Below are 17,677 nucleotides of genomic sequence, written 5' to 3' on the forward strand. Positions count from 1 at the left end.
CCCTCGCGCAGTTCCCCGCGCCCCTAAAGGGGCGCGGGGAACTGCGCGACCAGCCACGCACCGGCCCGCAGGGCACCACCCGCCCCCGGCGGGCCCGCCACCCCGCCCCGCAGGGCCCCCGGAGGGTTTCGGGAAGGGGCGGGGTGGGGATCGCCCGCCGCAGGCGAAAAGACGGCGCCCCCGTGCAACGGGAACCCGCCCCGCACAACGCCCCCCCGAGCGGCCGCTACCCCTCCGCGATCACCACCGCGGAAGCCACCCCCGCGTCATGGCTGAGCGACACGTGCCAGGACTTCACGCCCAGCACGGCGGCCCGCTCCGCCACGGTCCCCCGCACCCGCAGCCGGGGCTGCCCGCTCTCCTCGACGTACACCTCCGCGTCGGTCCACAGCAGCCCGCCCGGCGCGCCCAGCGCCTTCGCGAGCGCCTCCTTCGCGGCGAACCGCGCCGCGAGCGACGCGACGCCGCGCCGCTCCCCGCTCGGCAGCAGCAGCTCCGTCTCCACGAACAGCCGCTCGGCCATCGCGGGCGTACGCTCCAGCGCCGCCCCGAACCGCGAGATCTCCGCGACGTCGATCCCCACCCCGATGATCACCAACACACTCCACTAGTCACCCGCACCGAAGCACCCTCACACACCCGGGCCCACCACCCGCCCGCACCCGACCACGAACCCGCACCCCGACGCGCCCGCACCCCGGCACGCCCGTCCCCGAAAACCGACGCGCCCATCCCCGCCGCGCCCATCCCCAAAAGCTGGCGCGCCCCCGCGCCCCCTCACTCCACGGTCACCGACTTCGCCAGGTTCCTCGGCTGGTCCACCTCGTTGCCGCGCGCCGTCGCCAGCTCGCAGGCGAAGACCTGCAACGGCACCGTCGCGACCAGCGGCTGGAGGAGCGTCGGCGTGACGGGGATCCACACCAGGTGGTCCGCGTACGGCACCACCGCCTCGTCCCCCTCCTCCGCGATCACGATCGTCCGCGCCCCGCGCGCCCTGATCTCCTGGATGTTCGAGACGATCTTGTCGTGGAGCACCGACCGCCCCCGGGGCGACGGCACCACCACGACCACCGGCAGGTCCTCCTCGATCAGCGCGATCGGGCCGTGCTTCAGCTCGCCCGCCGCGAACCCCTCCGCGTGCATGTACGCGAGTTCCTTCAGCTTCAGCGCGCCCTCCAGGGCCACCGGGAACCCGACGTGCCGCCCCAGGAACAGCACCGTGTTCTTGTCGGCGAGCGAGCGCGCCAGCTCCCGCACGGGCCCCATCGTCTCCAGGACCCGCTCGACCTCCCCGCCGATCTCCGCGAGGTCCCGCACCACGGCCCGCACCTCGTCGCCCCACTTGGTGCCGCGCACCTGCCCCAGGTAGAGCGCGACCAGGTAGCAGGCGACCAACTGCGTCAGGAACGCCTTGGTCGACGCGACGGCGACCTCGGGGCCCGCGTGCGTGTAGAGGACCGCGTCCGACTCCCGCGGGATCGTCGAACCGTTCGTGTTGCAGATCGCGAGCACCTTCGCGCCCTGCTCCCGCGCGTGCCGCAGCGCCATCAGCGTGTCCATGGTCTCGCCGGACTGCGAGATCGCGACGACCAGCGTCCGCTGGTCCAGGATCGGGTCGCGGTAGCGGAACTCGCTCGCCAGCTCCGTCTCGCACGGGATCCGCGTCCAGTGCTCGATCGCCAGCTTCGCGATCATCCCCGCGTGGTACGCCGTCCCGCACGCGACGATCACCACCTTGTCGACCTCGCGCAGCACGGACGCGGGGATCCGCACCTCGTCCAGCGTCAGCGAGCCCGCCGCGTCGATCCGCCCCAGCAGCGTGTCCGCGACGGCCTTCGGCTGCTCGGCGATCTCCTTGAGCATGAAGTAGTCGTAGCCGCCCTTCTCGGCGGCCGACACGTCCCAGTCCACGTGGTACGCCCGTACGTCGGCGGGCGCCCCGTCGAAGTCGGTGACGTGCACCCCGTCGCGCCGCAGCTCCACGACCTGGTCCTGGCCCAGCTCGATCGCGGAGCGGGTGTGCGCGATGAACGCCGCCACGTCGGAGGCGAGGAACGCCTCGCCCTCGCCGACCCCGACCACCAGCGGCGAGTTCCGCCGGGCGCCGACCACCACGTCGGGCTCGTCCGCGTGCACGGCCACCAGCGTGAACGCGCCCTCCAGCCGGCGGCACACCTGCCGCATCGCCTCGGCGAGGTCCCCGCAGGAGGAGAACGCCTCGGCCAGCAGGTGCGCGACGACCTCGGTGTCGGTCTCCGACACGAGCTCGTGCCCGCGCTCCGCCAGCTCGGCCCGCAGCGCGGCGAAGTTCTCGATGATCCCGTTGTGCACGACGGCCACGCGCCCCGCGTTGTCCAGGTGGGGGTGCGCGTTGACGTCGTTGGGCGCGCCGTGCGTGGCCCACCGGGTGTGGCCCAGGCCCGTGGAGCCGCTCGGCAGGGGCCGGTCGACCAGTTCCTTCTCCAGGTTGGCCAGCTTCCCGGCCTTCTTCGCCGCGGCGAGCCCGCCGTCGGCCAGGACGGCGACACCGGCGGAGTCGTACCCCCGGTACTCCAGCCGCTTCAGGCCCGCGATCACGACATCAAGCGCCGACTGCCCGCCGACGTAACCCACGATTCCGCACATGGCCGCAGCCTACGACCGCACGCCCCCGGTTCCGGCGCGCCCCGCAGGCGCCACCCGCCCGAGGCCCGGCCCGCACCCCCGCACCCCCGTACCCCCGCAGCCCCTCACCCCCGTACCCCCGCCGGAACAGACCGCACGCCCCGCGCCGCGCCGCGCAGTGACCGAGCACACGACCCACAACGCCTCCGCACCCCCGACAATGGCGGTGTGATCACTTCGCCGCCACGAAGCTCCCACCGCCGGACCGAGCACGCACCGGCCGCGTCGTCGCCGTACCTGGACCTCTCCCGCGCGGAGTGGAGCGCCCTGCGCGACAAGACGCCGCTCCCCCTCACGGCCGAGGAGGTCGAGCAGCTGCGGGGCCTCGGCGACGTCATCGACCTCGACGAGGTGCGGGACATCTACCTCCCGCTCTCGCGCCTGCTCAACCTGTACGTGGGTGCGACGGGTCAACTGCGCGGCGCCCTCAACACCTTCCTGGGCGACACCGCGAACGGCCACGGCACGCAGAGCGGCACGCCCTTCGTCATAGGGGTCGCCGGCTCGGTGGCCGTCGGCAAGTCCACGGTCGCCCGCCTCCTCCAGGCCCTGCTGGCGCGCTGGCCCGAGCACCCGCGCGTGGAGCTGGTCACCACCGACGGGTTCCTGTACCCGATGGAGGAGTTGAAGCGCCGCGGCCTGATGTCCCGCAAGGGCTTCCCCGAGTCGTACGACCGGCGCGCCCTGACCCGGTTCGTCGCGGACATCAAGGCGGGCAAGGACGAGGTCACCGCACCGGTCTACTCGCACCTGATCTACGACATCGTCCCCGGCGAACGCCTGACGGTCCGTCGCCCCGACATCCTCATCGTCGAGGGCCTGAACGTCCTCCAGCCCGCGCTGCCCGGCCAGGACGGCCGCACGCGGGTCGGCCTCGCCGACTACTTCGACTTCTCGGTGTACGTGGACGCGCGCCCCGAGGACATCGAGCGCTGGTACCTCAACCGGTTCCGCAAGCTGCGCGACACCGCGTTCCAGAACCCGTTCTCCTTCTTCCGCAAGTACACCCAGGTCTCCGAGGAGGAGGCGCTGGACTACGCGCGGACGATGTGGCGGACCATCAACAAGCCCAACCTGCTGGAGAACGTGGCCCCCACCCGGGGCCGCGCCAACCTCGTCATCCGCAAGGGCCCCGACCACAAGGTCCAGCGGCTCTCCCTGCGCAAGCTCTGAGGAGACCGCGCGTGCTGCACCTGCGACTGATCGTCCCCGCGGACCGCACCGAGGAGGCCGTACGCCTGCTGGAGGCCACGACCGGCACCGCGCACCTGGCCGTCGTGCCGGGCGCGGCCCGCGACCCCGCGGGCGACCTGGTCCTGTGCGACGTGGCGCGCGAGGCGGCCGACGGCCTGCTGCGGGACCTGCGCGGCCTGGGCATCGACGAGACCGGCTCCATCGCGCTGGAGAACATAGACCTCTCGCTGTCGCGGCGCGCCGAGAAGGCCGAGGACGACGCACCGGGCGAGGGCGCGGACGCCGTCCTGTGGGAGCAGCTCACGGACGCCACGCACGAGGACTCCACGCTCACCGTCGCGTACGTCGCCCTGCTGGCCGTCGCGACGATGCTCGCCGCGTGCGGGGTGATGCTGGACAACGCGATCCTGATCGTGGGCGCGATGGCGGTGGGCCCGGAGTTCGGGCCGCTCGCGGGCATCTCCACGGCCCTGGTGCGGCGCGCGCCGCGCCTGGTCGGGCGCTCGCTCACCGCGCTGCTGGTCGGCTTCGCGGCGGCGATGCTGCTGACGTCGGCGTTCGCCTGGCTGCTGGACGGCCTGGGCCTCTTCACGTACGCGATGATCGAGGCGGACCGGCCGAACACCGCGTTCATCTACCAGCCGGACTGGATGTCCTTCGTGGTGGCGTTCCTGGCGGGCATCGCGGGCACCCTCTCGCTGACCTCGGCCAAGTCGGGGCTGCTGATCGGCGTGGCGATCTCGGTGACGACGGTCCCCGCGGCGGCCAACGCGGCGGTCGCGCTCAGCTACGGGGACTACGGGCAGACCTGGGGCTCGGTGCTCCAGCTGCTGGCGAACCTCGGCGGCATCGTGCTGGCGGGCACCCTGACGCTGCTGGTGGCGAAGGTCCTGTGGGCGCTGCAACGCAGGTACGGGGCCCCGGGCGCCGTACGCCCGAAGCCCCGCTCCTGAAGAACCGCCCGTCCTAGCCGAGCGCCGACTTCACGACGTCCGCCAGGCGCCCCGCGACCGCGCGGGCCTGCCCGGTGTCGGCGGCCTCGACCATGACGCGCACCAGCGGCTCGGTGCCGGACGGGCGCAGCAGTACGCGGCCGGTGCCGCCCAGCTCGCTCTCCGCGTCGGCGACGGCCGCCGCCAGCTCGACGGAGGTGCCGACCCGCGACTTGTCCACGTCCGGGACGTTGACCAGGACCTGCGGCAGCCGCCGCATGACGCCGGCCAGCTCCGCGAGCGAACGCCCGGTCGCCGCGACGCGCGCCGCGAGCATCAGGCCGGTCAGGGTGCCGTCGCCGGTCGTGGCGTGGTCCAGGACGATGACGTGCCCGGACTGCTCGCCGCCGAGCGCGTACCCCTCGGCCTTCATGGATTCCAGCACGTACCGGTCGCCGACCGCGGTCTGGACGAACTCGATGCCCTCGCGCTCCATGGCGATCTTGAAGCCCAGGTTGGACATCACGGTCGCGACGACGGTGTTCTTGCGCAGCGTCCCGGCCTCGCGCATGGCGAGCGAGAGCACGGCGAGGATCTGGTCGCCGTCGACCTCGTTGCCCTCGGCGTCCACGGCCAGGCAGCGGTCGGCGTCGCCGTCGTGGGCGATGCCCAGGTCGGCGCCGTGCTCGACGACGGCGGCCTTCAGCATGTCCAGGTGGGTGGAGCCGCACCCGTCGTTGATGTTGAGGCCGTCGGGCTCGGCGCCCACGGTGACGATCTCGGCCCCGGCGCGCGCGAACGCCTCGGGCGAGACGCGGGAGGCGGCGCCGTGCGCCTCGTCCAGGACGACCTTCAGCCCGTCGAGCCGGTTGGGCAGGACGCCGATCAGATGGGCGACGTACTTGTCGAAGCCCTCGTCGTAGTCCGTGACGCGGCCCACGCCCGCACCGGTCGGCCGCTCCCACGGCTCGCCGCTGCGGTGCTGCTCGTACACGGTCTCGATGCGGTCCTCCAGCTCGTCGGCCAGCTTGTGGCCGCCGCGCGCGAAGAACTTGATGCCGTTGTCCGGCATGGCGTTGTGGCTGGCGGAGAGCATCACGCCGAGGTCGGCGCCGAGCACACCGGTCAGGTAGGCCACGGCGGGCGTGGGCAGCACGCCGACGCGCAGCACGTCGACGCCCGCGCTCGCGAGGCCCGCCACCACGGCGGCTTCCAGGAACTCTCCCGACGCACGCGGATCGCGCCCGACCACCGCGGTCGGGCGATGGCCCTCGAAGGTGCCCGCCTCGGCGAGCACGTGCGCCGCAGCGACCGAGAGGCCGAGCGCAAGCTCGGCCGTCAGGTCCGCGTTGGCGACACCGCGCACACCGTCAGTGCCGAAGAGTCGTCCCACAGCTGTCCTCCGATAATGCTCGTACTGAAAAAGCGAACGCCCCGGCAGCACTGGAGCGTGCCGCCGGGGCGAACGAAAAGCCGTACAGGCCAGCAGGCGATTAGCGCTTGCTGTACTGCGGCGCCTTGCGGGCCTTCTTGAGACCGGCCTTCTTGCGCTCGACCGCACGGTCGTCGCGCGAGAGGAAGCCGGCCTTCTTCAGCGGGCCGCGGTTGTTGTCGACGTCGGCCTCGTTCAGCGCACGGGCGACACCGAGACGGAGCGCACCGGCCTGGCCGGAGACGCCGCCGCCGGAGATGCGGGCGATGACGTCGTAGCGGTCGTCGAGCTCGAGCACCTTGAAGGGCTCGTTGACTTCCTGCTGGTGGACCTTGTTCGGGAAGTAGTCCTCGAGCGTACGCCCGTTGATCTTCCACTTGCCGGTGCCCGGGACGATCCGGACGCGGGCGATGGCGTTCTTGCGACGGCCCAGGCCGGCAGCCGGCTGCGGGTCGCCGAAGCGCGAGGCGAGCGACTCGGTGGTGTACTCGCCCTCGACGGGAACCTCGGACTCGAAGGTGGTGACCTCCGCGTAGGTCTCCTCGCCCTCGACGCCCTCGATGGGGTTCTCAACAGTGGTCTCGGCCACGATGCTCCTCAGATCTTTCTTTACGTCTTAGGGGGTGTGGCCGGAACTACTGCGCGACCTGGGTGATCTCGAACGGCACGGGCTGCTGGGCCGCGTGCGGGTGCTCCGGGCCTGCGTAGACCTTGAGCTTCGAGAGGACCTGGCGGCCCAGGGTGTTCTTGGGGATCATGCCGCGGATGGCCTTCTCGACGGCCTTCTCCGGGTTCTTGGAGAGCAGCTCGTCGTAACGGACCGACCGCAGACCGCCCGGGAAGCCGGAGTGGCGGTACGCCATCTTCTGGGTCTTCTTGTTGCCGGACAGGTGCACCTTGTCCGCGTTGATGATGATGACGAAGTCACCAGCGTCGACGTGCGGCGCGTAGATCGGCTTGTGCTTGCCGCGGAGGAGGTTGGCGGCGGTGGTCGCCAGGCGGCCCAGGACGATGTCCTGCGCGTCGATGATGTGCCACTGGCGAGTGACATCGCCGGGCTTCGGGCTGTACGTACGCACTTCGTAGCCTTCGCTTCTTCAGTGGATGGGGTCACACGTTGCACCCTGAAGCGATCATGCAGCTGGGGCTCACACTGCCGGGGACGATGCCCGTATGCGAGCCACTGGTAACTGCTCCAGAGAACCTGCGCAAGGGCTCCGGGCCGCGTGAGAACGGCCAAGCCAATACGCATAACGAACCAGAACGATACCGCCACGCCCCCACCGGGGTCAAAACAACCCCGCCCCCCAGACGCCCCCTACCGCTTCCGCACCACCCGCTTCTCGTCCCACACCGGCTCGGGAACCTCCCGAACGACCCCGTCCGACCCGAACACCAGATACCGATCGAACGCACGGGCGAACCACCGGTCGTGGGTGACGGACAACACCGTCCCCTCGTACGACTCCAGCCCCTCCTGAAGCGCCTCCGCCGACTCCAGGTCGAGGTTGTCCGTGGGCTCGTCGAGCAGCAGCGCCGTCGTCCCCTCCAGCTCCATCAGCAGGATCTGGAACCGCGCCTGCTGCCCGCCCGAAAGCCGGTCGAACGCCTGGTCCCCCTGCCGCTCCAGCTCGTACCGCCGCAGGACGCTCATCGCCCCGCCCCGGTCCTTCGCGTGCTCCGTCCACAGGATGTCGACGAGCGTGCGCCCCTCCAGCTCCGGATGCGCGTGCGTCTGCGCGAAGTGTCCGGGCACGACCCGCGCCCCCAGCTTCCACGCGCCCGTGTGGGCCACGTCCTCCCCGGCCAGCAGCCGCAGGAAGTGCGACTTGCCGGACCCGTTGGAGCCGAGGACGGCGACCCGCTCCCCGTAGAAGACCTCCAGGTCGAACGGCTTCATCAGCCCGGTCAGCTCAAGCTTCTCGCAGGTCACCGCCCGCATCCCGGTCCGCCCGCCGCGCAGCCGCATGGTGATCTCCTGCTCGCGCGGCGGCTCCGGCGGCGGCCCCGCCTCCTCGAACTTCCGCAGCCGCGTCTGCGCCGCGTGGTAGCGCGAGGCCATCTCGTGGCTGACGGACGCCGCCTGCCGCAGGTTCAGCACCAGCTTCTTGAGCTGCGCGTGCTTCTCGTCCCAGCGCCGCCGCAGCTCCTCGAAGCGCGCGAACCGCTCCCGCCGCGCCTCGTGGAACGTGGCGAACCCGCCGCCGTGCACCCAGACGTCCGACCCCGTCGGCCCCGGCTCCACCGCGACGATCTTCTCGGCGGCCCGCGCCAGCAGCTCCCGGTCGTGGGAGACGAAGAGCACGGTCTTGCGGGTCTCCGCGAGCCGCTCCTCCAGCCACCGCTTGCCCGGCACGTCCAGGTAGTTGTCCGGCTCGTCGAGCAGCAGCACCTCCTCGGGCCCGCGCAGCAGCGCCTCGAGCACGAGCCGCTTCTGCTCGCCCCCGCTGAGCGTGCGCACCTCGCGGAACTGCGCCCGCTCGTACGGCACCCCCAGCGCCGCCATCGTGCACATGTCCCAGACGGTCTCGGCCTCGTACCCCTGCGCCTCGGCCCAGTCGCTGAGGGCCTGCGCGTACGCCATCTGCGCGGCCTCGTCGTCGACCGTCATGATCAGGTGCTCGGCCTTGTCCACGGCCGCCGCGGCCTCCTTGATGCGCGGCTGGGCCACGGAGACCAGCAGGTCGCGGACGGTCGTGTCGTCCCGTACGGACCCCACGAACTGGCCCATCACACCGAGCCCGCCGCTGACGCCCACCGAGCCGCCGTGCGGCTGGAGCTCCCCCGAGATCAGCTTCAGCAGTGTCGTCTTGCCCGCGCCGTTCGCCCCGACGAGCGCCGCGACGGCACCCTCCCCCACCCGGAACGAGACGTCGCCGAGCAGCACCCGCCCGTCGGGGAGGTAGTACTCAAGATGTGCGGCCTCTACGTGTCCCATGGAACGGATTGTCACCCGCCGCACCCGCCCCGGGGCAACTCAATAAGGGCAGGCTCTAAGATGCGCCGCATGAGCTTTGGGCAAGGGGGGCCCTCCTGGGGACCAGGGGGACAGGAACCACAGCAGAACCCGTACCAGTCGGCCACGCCCGACTGGTCGGCCATGGCGGACGCGTCCGCCGCGCGCGTCCGGCGCAAGCGCTGGCTGCTGATCGGCGGCGGCGCGCTCGCCACCGCCGCGGTCGCCGCGGCCGTCGCGGCGGCCGTCATCAGCACCAACGGCGACGACAGCACCTCCAACAAGAGCGCGAGCGAGCTGCCCACGCCCACGGACCTGCCCAGCGACACGAAGCGGCCCGAGCCGTCCTTCTCGGCCGTGGCGCCGCCGCCCCCGCCCTCCCCCAAGGAGTTCATCTCCAGCTCCAAGAAGGACAAGGCGCCGCTGAGCGTCGACACCCTCTTCCCGTACAAGAAGCTGACCTTCAACAAGAACCCGTACCTCAAGGCGGGCACGCACCGGGTCACCGACTGCGCGGCGGTCGCCCAGGGCGGCCTCGGCGGCATCCTCACGGGCAACGGCTGTACGCAGGTCATGCGCGTGACGTACACCAGGGGCCCGGTCGCGGTCACCGTCGGCGTCGCGGTCTTCGACACGGAGGCGCAGGCCACGAAGGCCAAGGAGCAGCGCCGCAACGGCGACAACATCGCGCCGCTGTACGGCGCGGGCGCGGGCACCTTCTGCAAGGGCGGCCCGGTCTGCCGCTTCACCACCAACGCCCACGGCAGGTACGCGTACTTCACCGCCACCGGCTACACCAACGGCACGTCCGTCACGAAGGGCGACAAGGCGGCCTTCGCCGCGGGCGACGACCTGGCCGAATTCACCTTCCGCCAGATCGTCCGCCGCGGCGAGCTGCAGGCCTCAGCAGCAGCCACCGCTCCCGCCGACGGGCAGTGAGCGCATGTTGCGGGCCTCGGCGCTGCGCGCGGCCAGCAGCTCGTCGGCCGGGTAGCCGACCTCTTCGAGGGTGAGCCCGTGCGGCCGCACGACGTGCACGGACGAGTCCCGCACGCCCGCGGCCAGCACCTTCGCCGGCCAGTCCGGCGGCCGGTGCCCGTCGCCGACGTACAGCGAGGCGCCGACCAGCGAGCGCACCATGTTGTGGCAGAAGGCGTCGGCCCGCACGGTCGCGGTGACGATCCCGTCCCCGCCCCTGACCCACGCGAAGGTCTGGAGCGTGCGGATCGTCGTGGCGCCCTCGCGCTTCTTGCAGTACGCGGCGAAGTCGTGCTCCCCGAGCAGGCTCGCCGCCGCCTCGTTCATCGCCTCGACGTCCAGCGGCCAGTCGTGCCACAGCACGTGCCCGCGCAGCAGCGGGTCGACGCCGCCCGGGTCGTCGGTGACCCGGTAGGCGTACCGCCGCCAGATCGCCGAGAAGCGCGCGTTGAACCCGGCGGGCGCCTCGGCGACCCGCCACACCCGCACGTCGTGCGGCAGCCGCCCGGCGAGCCGCCGGTGCAGCTTCTCCCGGTGCTCGGCCCAGACGTCTTCGGGCAGGTCGGCCGTGGCGACCTGCCCCCTGGCGTGCACCCCGGCGTCGGTGCGGCCCGCGACGGTCAGCTCGTACGTCACGGGGGACCGCGTCACGGTCCGCAGCGCGTCCTCGAACTCCCCCTGCACCGTGCGGCGCCCGCCGGGCTGCTTGGCCCAGCCGGAGAAGTCCTTGCCGTCGTACGAAAGATCGAACCGCACCCGCACGTAGCCGGGCGCCACCTCGTCGCTGCTCACGGAAACATCCTCTCAACGCGGAACGGGCCCGCTCCCCGAAGGGAACGGGCCCGTCCACCAGCCTTCAGAACGCTCAGGCGTCCTTCGACTCCTCGGCCGGGGCGTCCTCGACCTTGGTCTCCTCGACCTTGGCCTCGTCCGCTTCCTTGACCGCGCGCTTGGCGGCGGCCTCGGCCTCGGCGACGGTGGCCTTCTTGGCGATCTCGCCCTCGACGAGCTCGATCACGGCCATCGGCGCGTTGTCACCACGGCGGTTGCCGACCTTGGTGATGCGGGTGTAGCCACCCGGGCGCTCCGAGTAGCGCGGCGCGATCTCGGTGAAGAGGGTGTGGACGATGCCCTTGTCGGTGATCGTCTGCAGCACCAGGCGACGGTTGTGGATGTCGCCCTTCTTCGCCTTGGTGATCAGGCGCTCGGCGACCGGACGCAGGCGGCGGGCCTTGGCCTCGGTCGTCGTGATGCGGCCGTGCTCGAAGAGCGACTTCGCGAGGTTCGCGAGGAGCAGCTTCTCGTGCGCGGCGCTGCCGCCCAGACGGGCACCCTTGGCAGGCTTCGGCATGGTGTTTCTCCTTGAGATCTGCACCGGCCGTGTCAGGTACCGGTGTCAGGGCCCCGTGGGCGGACGCCCACGGGCAGCTATCAGTACTGCTCGGTCTCCACGAAACCGGCGTCCGCGTCGTCGTCGGCGCCGAAGGCGTCGGCGGCGGCGGTCGGGTCGAAGCCGGGAGGCGAGTCCTTCAGCGCGAGGCCCATACCGGCCAGCTTCGCCTTGACCTCGTCGATCGACTTCGCACCGAAGTTGCGGATGTCGAGCAGGTCCGCCTCGGAACGGGCCACGAGCTCACCCACGGAGTGGATGCCCTCGCGCTTGAGGCAGTTGTACGAGCGAACGGTGAGTTCGAGCTCCTCGATCGGCAGCGCCAGGTCGGCGGCCAGGGCGGCGTCCGTGGGGGACGGGCCCATGTCGATGCCCTCGGCGTCGATGTTCAGCTCGCGGGCGAGACCGAACAGCTCGACGAGCGTCTTGCCCGCGGAGGCCATGGCGTCACGGGGACGCATCGCCTGCTTGGTCTCGACGTCGACGATGAGCTTGTCGAAGTCGGTGCGCTGCTCGACTCGGGTCGCCTCGACCTTGTAGGTGACCTTCAGCACGGGGCTGTAGATGGAGTCGACCGGGATGCGGCCGATCTCCTGGCCGACCTGCTTGTTCTGCACGGCGGAGACGTAGCCGCGACCGCGCTCGACGGTCAGCTCCATCTCCAGCTTGCCCTTGCCGTTCAGCGTGGCGAGGACCAGGTCGGGGTTGTGCACCTCGACACCGGCCGGGGGCGCGATGTCGGCGGCGGTCACCAGGCCGGGGCCCTGCTTGCGCAGGTACATCACGACCGGCTCGTCGTGCTCCGAGGAGACGACCAGCTGCTTGATGTTGAGGATGAGGTCGGTGACGTCCTCCTTGACGCCCGGCACGGTGGTGAACTCGTGCAGGACACCGTCGATGCGGATGGACGTGACCGCCGCACCCGGGATCGAGGAGAGGAGCGTACGGCGCAGGGAGTTGCCGAGCGTGTAGCCGAAGCCCGGCTCCAGGGGCTCGATGACGAACCGCGAGCGGTACTCGTCGACGACCTCTTCGGTCAGCGAGGGACGCTGAGCGATCAGCATGCTGTGAATCCTTCAGTCATGGACACCCACTATTTGATGTCCTGAGTCACTACAAGGGTACGGGCGGTACGCCCCCGAAGAGCCGTACCGCCCGAAAACCTCAGTCCAGCAACGCGGCAGCGTCAGACGCGGCGGCGCTTGGGCGGACGGCAGCCGTTGTGCGGCGTGGGCGTCACGTCCTGGATCGAGCCGACCTCAAGACCGGTCGCCTGGAGCGAACGGATGGCGGTCTCGCGACCCGAACCCGGGCCCTTCACGAAGACGTCGACCTTGCGCATGCCGTGCTCCTGCGCGCGACGGGCAGCCGACTCGGCGGCCATCTGCGCGGCGAACGGCGTGGACTTCCGGGAGCCCTTGAAGCCGACGTGGCCGGCGGAGGCCCAGGAGATCACGTTGCCGGTCGGGTCCGTGATGGACACGATCGTGTTGTTGAACGTGCTCTTGATGTGCGCGTGGCCGTGAGCGACGTTCTTCTTTTCCTTGCGGCGCACCTTCTTGGCAGCGCCCTGACGACCCTTGGGGGGCATGTCTTAACTCCTACAGGGAGGTGGTCGGTCCTACAGCGAAGACCGCTGAAAAGCGTCCGCTGCGGACTACTTCTTGCCCGGCTTCTTCTTACCGGCGATGGCGCGACGCGGGCCCTTGCGGGTACGGGCGTTCGTGCTGGTGCGCTGACCGTGGACGGGCAGGCCACGACGGTGGCGCAGACCCTGGTAGCAGCCGATCTCGACCTTGCGGCGGATGTCGGCCTGGATCTCGCGACGGAGGTCACCCTCGGTCTTGAGGTTGTTGTCCACGTACTCGCGGATCTTGACCAGCTCTTCCTCGGCCAGGTCACGAACGCGGGTGTTCGGGTTGACGCCGGTCTCAGCCAGGCACTTCTGCGACTGGGTGCGGCCGATGCCGAAGACGTAGGTGAGGGCGACCTCCACACGCTTGTCGCGCGGGATGTCAACACCTGAAACGCGTGCCACTTAATGGCTCCTGTGTTGATTCGGGGGTCTTCCGCAGAACCGACCCCGGCCGCCGTATGAGGTACGACCAGGTCCCCGGCCCCCGCCGGAGGTGCCGCCAGCCCTTACGGACCGGGCGGGCTCTGCGTATGAACGTATTACTCGCGTCGCTCTAGAACTGCGAAGTGCAGGTCGGCGTGCGTCAGCCCTGGCGCTGCTTGTGGCGCAGGTTGTCGCAGATGACCATGACCCGGCCGTGACGGCGGATCACCTTGCACTTGTCGCAGATCTTCTTGACGCTCGGCTTGACCTTCATGGGATGTGAGGTTCTCCGGGTCAGTGCCACCACCCCGCGGGAACGGGGTCGGGCAAGATCTACTTGTACCGGTAGACGATCCGGCCACGCGTCAGGTCGTACGGAGAAAGCTCCACGACGACCCGGTCATCCGGGAGGATGCGGATGTAGTGCATACGCATCTTGCCGCTGATGTGCGCGAGGACCTTGTGACCGTTCTGAAGTTCCACCTTGAACATGGCGTTCGGGAGGGACTCGATCACGGTGCCCTCGATTTCGATGGCACCTTGCTTCTTGGCCACGCTTCGCCCTTCGAATCGGCTACCTTGATCGACTCTCGCTCCGCATGCGGACATACGGGTACACGCGAGCCGACGAGTCAGTCTACGTCAGGCCACCCGAAAAGACGAATCCAAGGATTCTGCCCACCCGAAGAGATCCCTACGCAGTGGGGTCTCCCCTGGTCCTCAAGACCTTGGGGAAGGGTCCGGCGCCGCCCGTAACTACGCCAGCGGGTCCGGCGCCGCCGTCACGCCCAGCTCCGCGAGCTTCGCCTTGCCGCCGACCCCACCCCCGACGCCCCACTCGCGGGCTCGGCGCCAGGGCGCCTCACAAGCTTCGCGCGGCTGCGACGGCCTCCGACCGCCGACCCGGGCACCGACCCAGCAACCCGAGCCCCGGCCCAGCCGGACCCAGCACCGCTCGCCCGTAACTACGCCAGCGGGTCCGGCGCCGCCGTCACGCCCAGCTCCGCGAGCTTCGCCTTGCCGCCGTCGACCGCCGTCAGGACCAGCGGGCCCTGTTCCGTGAGCGCCACGCTGTGCTCCCAGTGCGAGGACCAGGTCCCGTCCGTCGTGATGACGGTCCAGTCGTCCTCCAGCACCTCGGTGCGGGGCGTCCCCAGCGAGACCATCGGCTCGATCGCCAGGCACACGCCGGGCACCAGCTTGATCCCCTTGCCGCGCTTGCGCGAGACGTAGTTCAGCAGGTGCGGGTCCATGTGCATCTCGGTGCCGATGCCGTGGCCCCCGTAGTCCTCGACGATCCCGTACTTGCCGCCGCCCGGCTTGGGCTGCCTGCGGATGTACGTCTCGATGGCGCGCGACAGGTCCACGAGCCGGTTGCCGTTCTTCATCGCGGCGATGCCGGCCCACATCGACTCCTCGGTCACCCGGGAGAGCTCGATCAGCTCCGGAGCGTGCCCGGAGCCCACGAACGCGGTGTACGCCGCGTCCCCGTGCCAGCCGTCCACGATCGCGCCCGCGTCGATGGAGATGATGTCGCCGTCCTTCAGGACGGTCTTGTCGTCCGGGATGCCGTGCACGACGACCTCGTTCACCGAGGTGCAGATCGTCGCGGGGAACCCGCCGTACCCGAGGAAGTTCGACTTCGCGCCGTGGTCGGCGATGACCTTGCGGGCGACCTCGTCCAGGTCCTTGGTCGTCGCGCCCGGCACCGCGGCCTCGCGGGTGGCCGCGTGGATGGCCGCTACGACCAGCCCGGCCTCACGCATCTTCGCGATCTGCTCGGGGGTCTTCATCTGAACCATGGGGACGGACGCCTTTCTGCGGCCTCGGAAGGCCTGGGGGACCTGGAGGGGCGGGCCGCCGCGCGCCGGCGGGACCCGGGAACAACGATACGGCCGCGGCGCCCAGGGGACACCACGGCCGTATCGGAAGGTGGAGCGTCAGGCTCCGGACGGAACCGGGCTCAGCCCCGGTCCTCCGTCTGGAGCGCGGCCATCGCGCGCTCGGTCACGTCGGTGACCTTGCCGAGCGCGGAGATGGTGACCAGCAGGCCCTGGGCCCGGTAGTGGTCGATGATCGGCTCGGTCTGCGTGTGGTAGACCTCCAGCCGCTTGCGCACCGTCTCCTCGGAGTCGTCGTCGCGCTGGTACAGCTCGCCGCCGCAGACGTCGCAGACGCCCTCGGTCCCGGCCGGGCTGTACGTGACGTGGAAGACGTGCGCGCTGTCGTTGCGGCAGATCCGGCGACCGGCGATCCGCTTGACGACCTCGTCCTCGGGGACCTCCAGGTCGAGCACGGCGTCCAGCTTCATCCCGTCGGCCTTCAGCGCGTCGTCCAGGGCCTGGGCCTGCGAGACGTTGCGCGGGAAGCCGTCGAGCAGGAAGCCGTTCACGGCGTCCGGCTTGGCCATGCGGTCCTGGGCCATCCCGATGGTGACCTCGTCCGGCACCAGGTTGCCGGCGTCCATGTACGCCTTGGCCTGCTTGCCGAGCTCCGTGCCCTGACTGATGTTGGCGCGGAAGAGGTCGCCCGTGGAGATGTGCGGGATCGACAGGTTCTTGGCAAGGAACGCGGCCTGCGTCCCCTTGCCTGCACCGGGCGGTCCGACGAGGACGATTCGCATCAGCGGAGGAACCCTTCGTAATTGCGCTGCTGGAGCTGGCTCTCGATCTGCTTCACGGTCTCCAGACCCACACCCACGATGATGAGGATGCTCGTCCCGCCGAACGGGAAGTTCTGGTTGGCTCCGCCGAAGCCCGCCAACGCCATCGTCGGCACAAGAGCGATCAGACCCAGATACAGCGAGCCCGGCCAGGTGATCCGGTTGAGTACGTAGCTGAGGTACTCAGCGGTCGGTCGGCCAGCCCGGATGCCCGGGATGAAGCCACCATACTTCTTCATGTTGTCCGCGACTTCCTCGGGGTTGAACGAGATGGCCACGTAGAAGAACGCGAAGAAGACGATGAGGACAAAGTAGGCGGCGATGTAGTACGGGTGGTCGCCCTTGACGAAGTGGTCCCTGATCCAGACGGCCCAGCCCGCTTGGGAGTTGGAGAACTGGACGATCAGCGCCGGGATGTAGAGCAGCGACGAGGCGAAGATGACCGGGATCACACCCGCCTGATTGACCTTCAGGGGGATGTACGTGGACGTACCGCCGTAGGACCGGCGGCCGATCATGCGCTTCGCGTACTGGACGGGGATGCGGCGCTGGGCCTGCTCGACGAAGACGACGAGCGCCACCATGACGAAGCCGATGGCGATGACGGTCGCGAACTCGACCCAGCCGTCGGCGATCTCGCCGCTCTCCTTGATCGCCCAGAGGGCGCCGGGGAAGCTGGCCGCGATCGAGATGAACATCAGGATGGACATGCCGTTGCCGACGCCGCGGTCGGTGATGAGCTCACCGAGCCACATGACCATGGCGGTACCGGCGGTCATGGTGATCACCATGGTGGCGGTCACGAAGATGGACTTGTCCGGAACGATCTTGTCGGCGAGCGCGCAGCCCTGGAAGAGCGTGCCGCTGTTGGCGGTGGCCACCAGGCCGGTGCCCTGGAGCACGGCGAGGGCCACGGTCAGGTAACGCGTGTACTGCGTGATCTTCGCCTGACCGGACTGCCCCTCCTTCTTCAGGGCTTCCAGCCGCGGAATGACCACGGTCAGCAGCTGGAGGATGATGCTCGCCGTGATGTACGGCATGATGCCGAGCGCGAAGATCGTGACCTGCAGCAGCGCTCCACCGCTGAACATGTTGACGAGGCTGAACAGGCTGTTGTTGCCGTCCTTCGCCTGGTCCACACAGAACTGGACGTTCTCGTAGCTGACGCCCGGCACCGGGATGTGTGCGCCGAAGCGGTACAGCACGATGATGCCGAGCGTGAAGAGGAGCTTCTTGCGCAGGTCGGGCGTCTTGAACGCCCGGGCGAACGCGGTGAGCACGGTGCCTCCTGCGACCCCCGCGCGTCTGCGTCAGAGGTGACGGTCTTGAGGTTCGACGAATACGTATCAGTCAGTCAAAAGCCGCCCGCCGTGCCCATGGGCACACCGCGCGGAAGTTAACAGTGCACGC

The 17,677-nt window shown here is 70.1% G+C and carries 19 protein-coding genes; 3 read left to right on the plus strand and 16 right to left on the minus strand.

Going from position 1 to position 17,677, the window contains the following annotated elements; genetic code table 11:
- Nucleotides 1–226: 226 nt before the first annotated feature.
- Both ACIBNE_RS22050 and glmS read right to left on the minus strand, forming a co-directional pair.
- The gene (locus tag ACIBNE_RS22050; protein ID WP_399274276.1) at nt 227–598 is read right to left on the minus strand and encodes a holo-ACP synthase; all 372 of its coding nucleotides are present in this window, start codon (nt 596–598) and stop codon (nt 227–229) included.
- A 179-nt stretch (nt 599–777) separates the two neighbouring features.
- Nucleotides 778–2,625 (minus strand): glutamine--fructose-6-phosphate transaminase (isomerizing), encoded by a 1,848-nt coding sequence (glmS, locus tag ACIBNE_RS22055; protein WP_399273996.1) that lies wholly within the window; start codon nt 2,623–2,625, stop codon nt 778–780.
- A gap of 207 nt (nt 2,626–2,832) precedes the next feature.
- Between glmS and coaA the strand changes: the two genes are divergently transcribed.
- Both coaA and ACIBNE_RS22065 read left to right on the plus strand, forming a co-directional pair.
- Nucleotides 2,833–3,837, plus strand: coding sequence for a type I pantothenate kinase (gene coaA / locus ACIBNE_RS22060; RefSeq protein ID WP_399273998.1), 1,005 nt, complete (start codon nt 2,833–2,835; stop codon nt 3,835–3,837).
- A gap of 11 nt (nt 3,838–3,848) precedes the next feature.
- On the plus strand, nt 3,849–4,811 hold the full coding sequence (locus ACIBNE_RS22065; RefSeq protein WP_399274000.1) for a DUF389 domain-containing protein: 963 nt from the start codon (nt 3,849–3,851) through the stop codon (nt 4,809–4,811).
- A gap of 13 nt (nt 4,812–4,824) precedes the next feature.
- Here the strand turns inward: ACIBNE_RS22065 and glmM are convergent, their stop codons facing one another.
- From glmM to ACIBNE_RS22085, 4 genes are all read right to left on the minus strand, one after another.
- Nucleotides 4,825–6,183, minus strand: a complete 1,359-nt coding sequence (gene glmM, locus ACIBNE_RS22070) for a phosphoglucosamine mutase (protein ID WP_399274002.1) — start codon at nt 6,181–6,183, stop codon at nt 4,825–4,827.
- 100 nt (nt 6,184–6,283) lie between these two features.
- Nucleotides 6,284–6,811: a 30S ribosomal protein S9 gene (gene rpsI / locus ACIBNE_RS22075; RefSeq protein WP_399274004.1), complete on the minus strand. Its 528-nt coding sequence runs from the start codon at nt 6,809–6,811 to the stop codon at nt 6,284–6,286.
- 46 nt (nt 6,812–6,857) lie between these two features.
- Complete coding sequence (rplM, locus tag ACIBNE_RS22080) at nt 6,858–7,301, minus strand: 50S ribosomal protein L13 (RefSeq protein ID WP_399274006.1); 444 nt, start codon at nt 7,299–7,301, stop codon at nt 6,858–6,860.
- A 239-nt stretch (nt 7,302–7,540) separates the two neighbouring features.
- A complete protein-coding gene (locus ACIBNE_RS22085) occupies nt 7,541–9,160 on the minus strand; it encodes an ATP-binding cassette domain-containing protein (RefSeq protein ID WP_399274008.1) in 1,620 nt (539 codons plus the stop codon).
- A 69-nt stretch (nt 9,161–9,229) separates the two neighbouring features.
- Here ACIBNE_RS22085 and ACIBNE_RS22090 point away from each other — a divergent pair, with 69 nt between their 5' ends.
- Nucleotides 9,230–10,117, plus strand: coding sequence for a hypothetical protein (locus ACIBNE_RS22090; RefSeq protein WP_399274010.1), 888 nt, complete (start codon nt 9,230–9,232; stop codon nt 10,115–10,117).
- Here the strand turns inward: ACIBNE_RS22090 and truA are convergent.
- The 10 genes from truA to secY form a co-directional block, all read right to left on the minus strand.
- Nucleotides 10,082–10,948, minus strand: coding sequence for a tRNA pseudouridine(38-40) synthase TruA (gene truA, locus ACIBNE_RS22095; protein ID WP_399274011.1), 867 nt, complete (start codon nt 10,946–10,948; stop codon nt 10,082–10,084). The two genes, ACIBNE_RS22090 and truA, sit on opposite strands and share 36 nt — an antisense overlap.
- Nucleotides 10,949–11,021: 73 nt before the next feature.
- Entirely contained in the window at nt 11,022–11,507 is a 486-nt protein-coding gene (gene rplQ, locus ACIBNE_RS22100; protein WP_399274013.1) for a 50S ribosomal protein L17, read from the minus strand.
- 80 nt (nt 11,508–11,587) lie between these two features.
- A complete protein-coding gene (locus tag ACIBNE_RS22105) occupies nt 11,588–12,610 on the minus strand; it encodes a DNA-directed RNA polymerase subunit alpha (protein WP_003956430.1) in 1,023 nt (340 codons plus the stop codon).
- A gap of 122 nt (nt 12,611–12,732) precedes the next feature.
- Complete coding sequence (gene rpsK / locus ACIBNE_RS22110) at nt 12,733–13,137, minus strand: 30S ribosomal protein S11 (RefSeq protein ID WP_003948617.1); 405 nt, start codon at nt 13,135–13,137, stop codon at nt 12,733–12,735.
- A gap of 66 nt (nt 13,138–13,203) precedes the next feature.
- Complete coding sequence (gene rpsM / locus ACIBNE_RS22115) at nt 13,204–13,584, minus strand: 30S ribosomal protein S13 (protein ID WP_399274015.1); 381 nt, start codon at nt 13,582–13,584, stop codon at nt 13,204–13,206.
- A gap of 181 nt (nt 13,585–13,765) precedes the next feature.
- Nucleotides 13,766–13,879 (minus strand): 50S ribosomal protein L36, encoded by a 114-nt coding sequence (rpmJ, locus tag ACIBNE_RS22120; RefSeq protein WP_003956441.1) that lies wholly within the window; start codon nt 13,877–13,879, stop codon nt 13,766–13,768.
- 59 nt (nt 13,880–13,938) lie between these two features.
- Complete coding sequence (gene infA / locus ACIBNE_RS22125) at nt 13,939–14,160, minus strand: translation initiation factor IF-1 (protein ID WP_003956442.1); 222 nt, start codon at nt 14,158–14,160, stop codon at nt 13,939–13,941.
- 410 nt (nt 14,161–14,570) lie between these two features.
- A complete protein-coding gene (gene map / locus ACIBNE_RS22130) occupies nt 14,571–15,407 on the minus strand; it encodes a type I methionyl aminopeptidase (RefSeq protein ID WP_399274017.1) in 837 nt (278 codons plus the stop codon).
- Nucleotides 15,408–15,568: 161 nt separating this feature from the next.
- Entirely contained in the window at nt 15,569–16,228 is a 660-nt protein-coding gene (locus ACIBNE_RS22135) for an adenylate kinase (RefSeq protein WP_399274019.1), read from the minus strand.
- Entirely contained in the window at nt 16,228–17,547 is a 1,320-nt protein-coding gene (secY, locus tag ACIBNE_RS22140; protein ID WP_399274020.1) for a preprotein translocase subunit SecY, read from the minus strand. Before secY ends, ACIBNE_RS22135 begins: the two co-directional genes overlap by 1 nt.
- Between the last annotated feature and the right edge of the window lie 130 nt (nt 17,548–17,677).

The sequence above is a fragment of the Streptomyces sp. NPDC050504 genome, from assembly GCF_044458065.1.
Classification (GTDB): domain Bacteria; phylum Actinomycetota; class Actinomycetes; order Streptomycetales; family Streptomycetaceae; genus Streptomyces.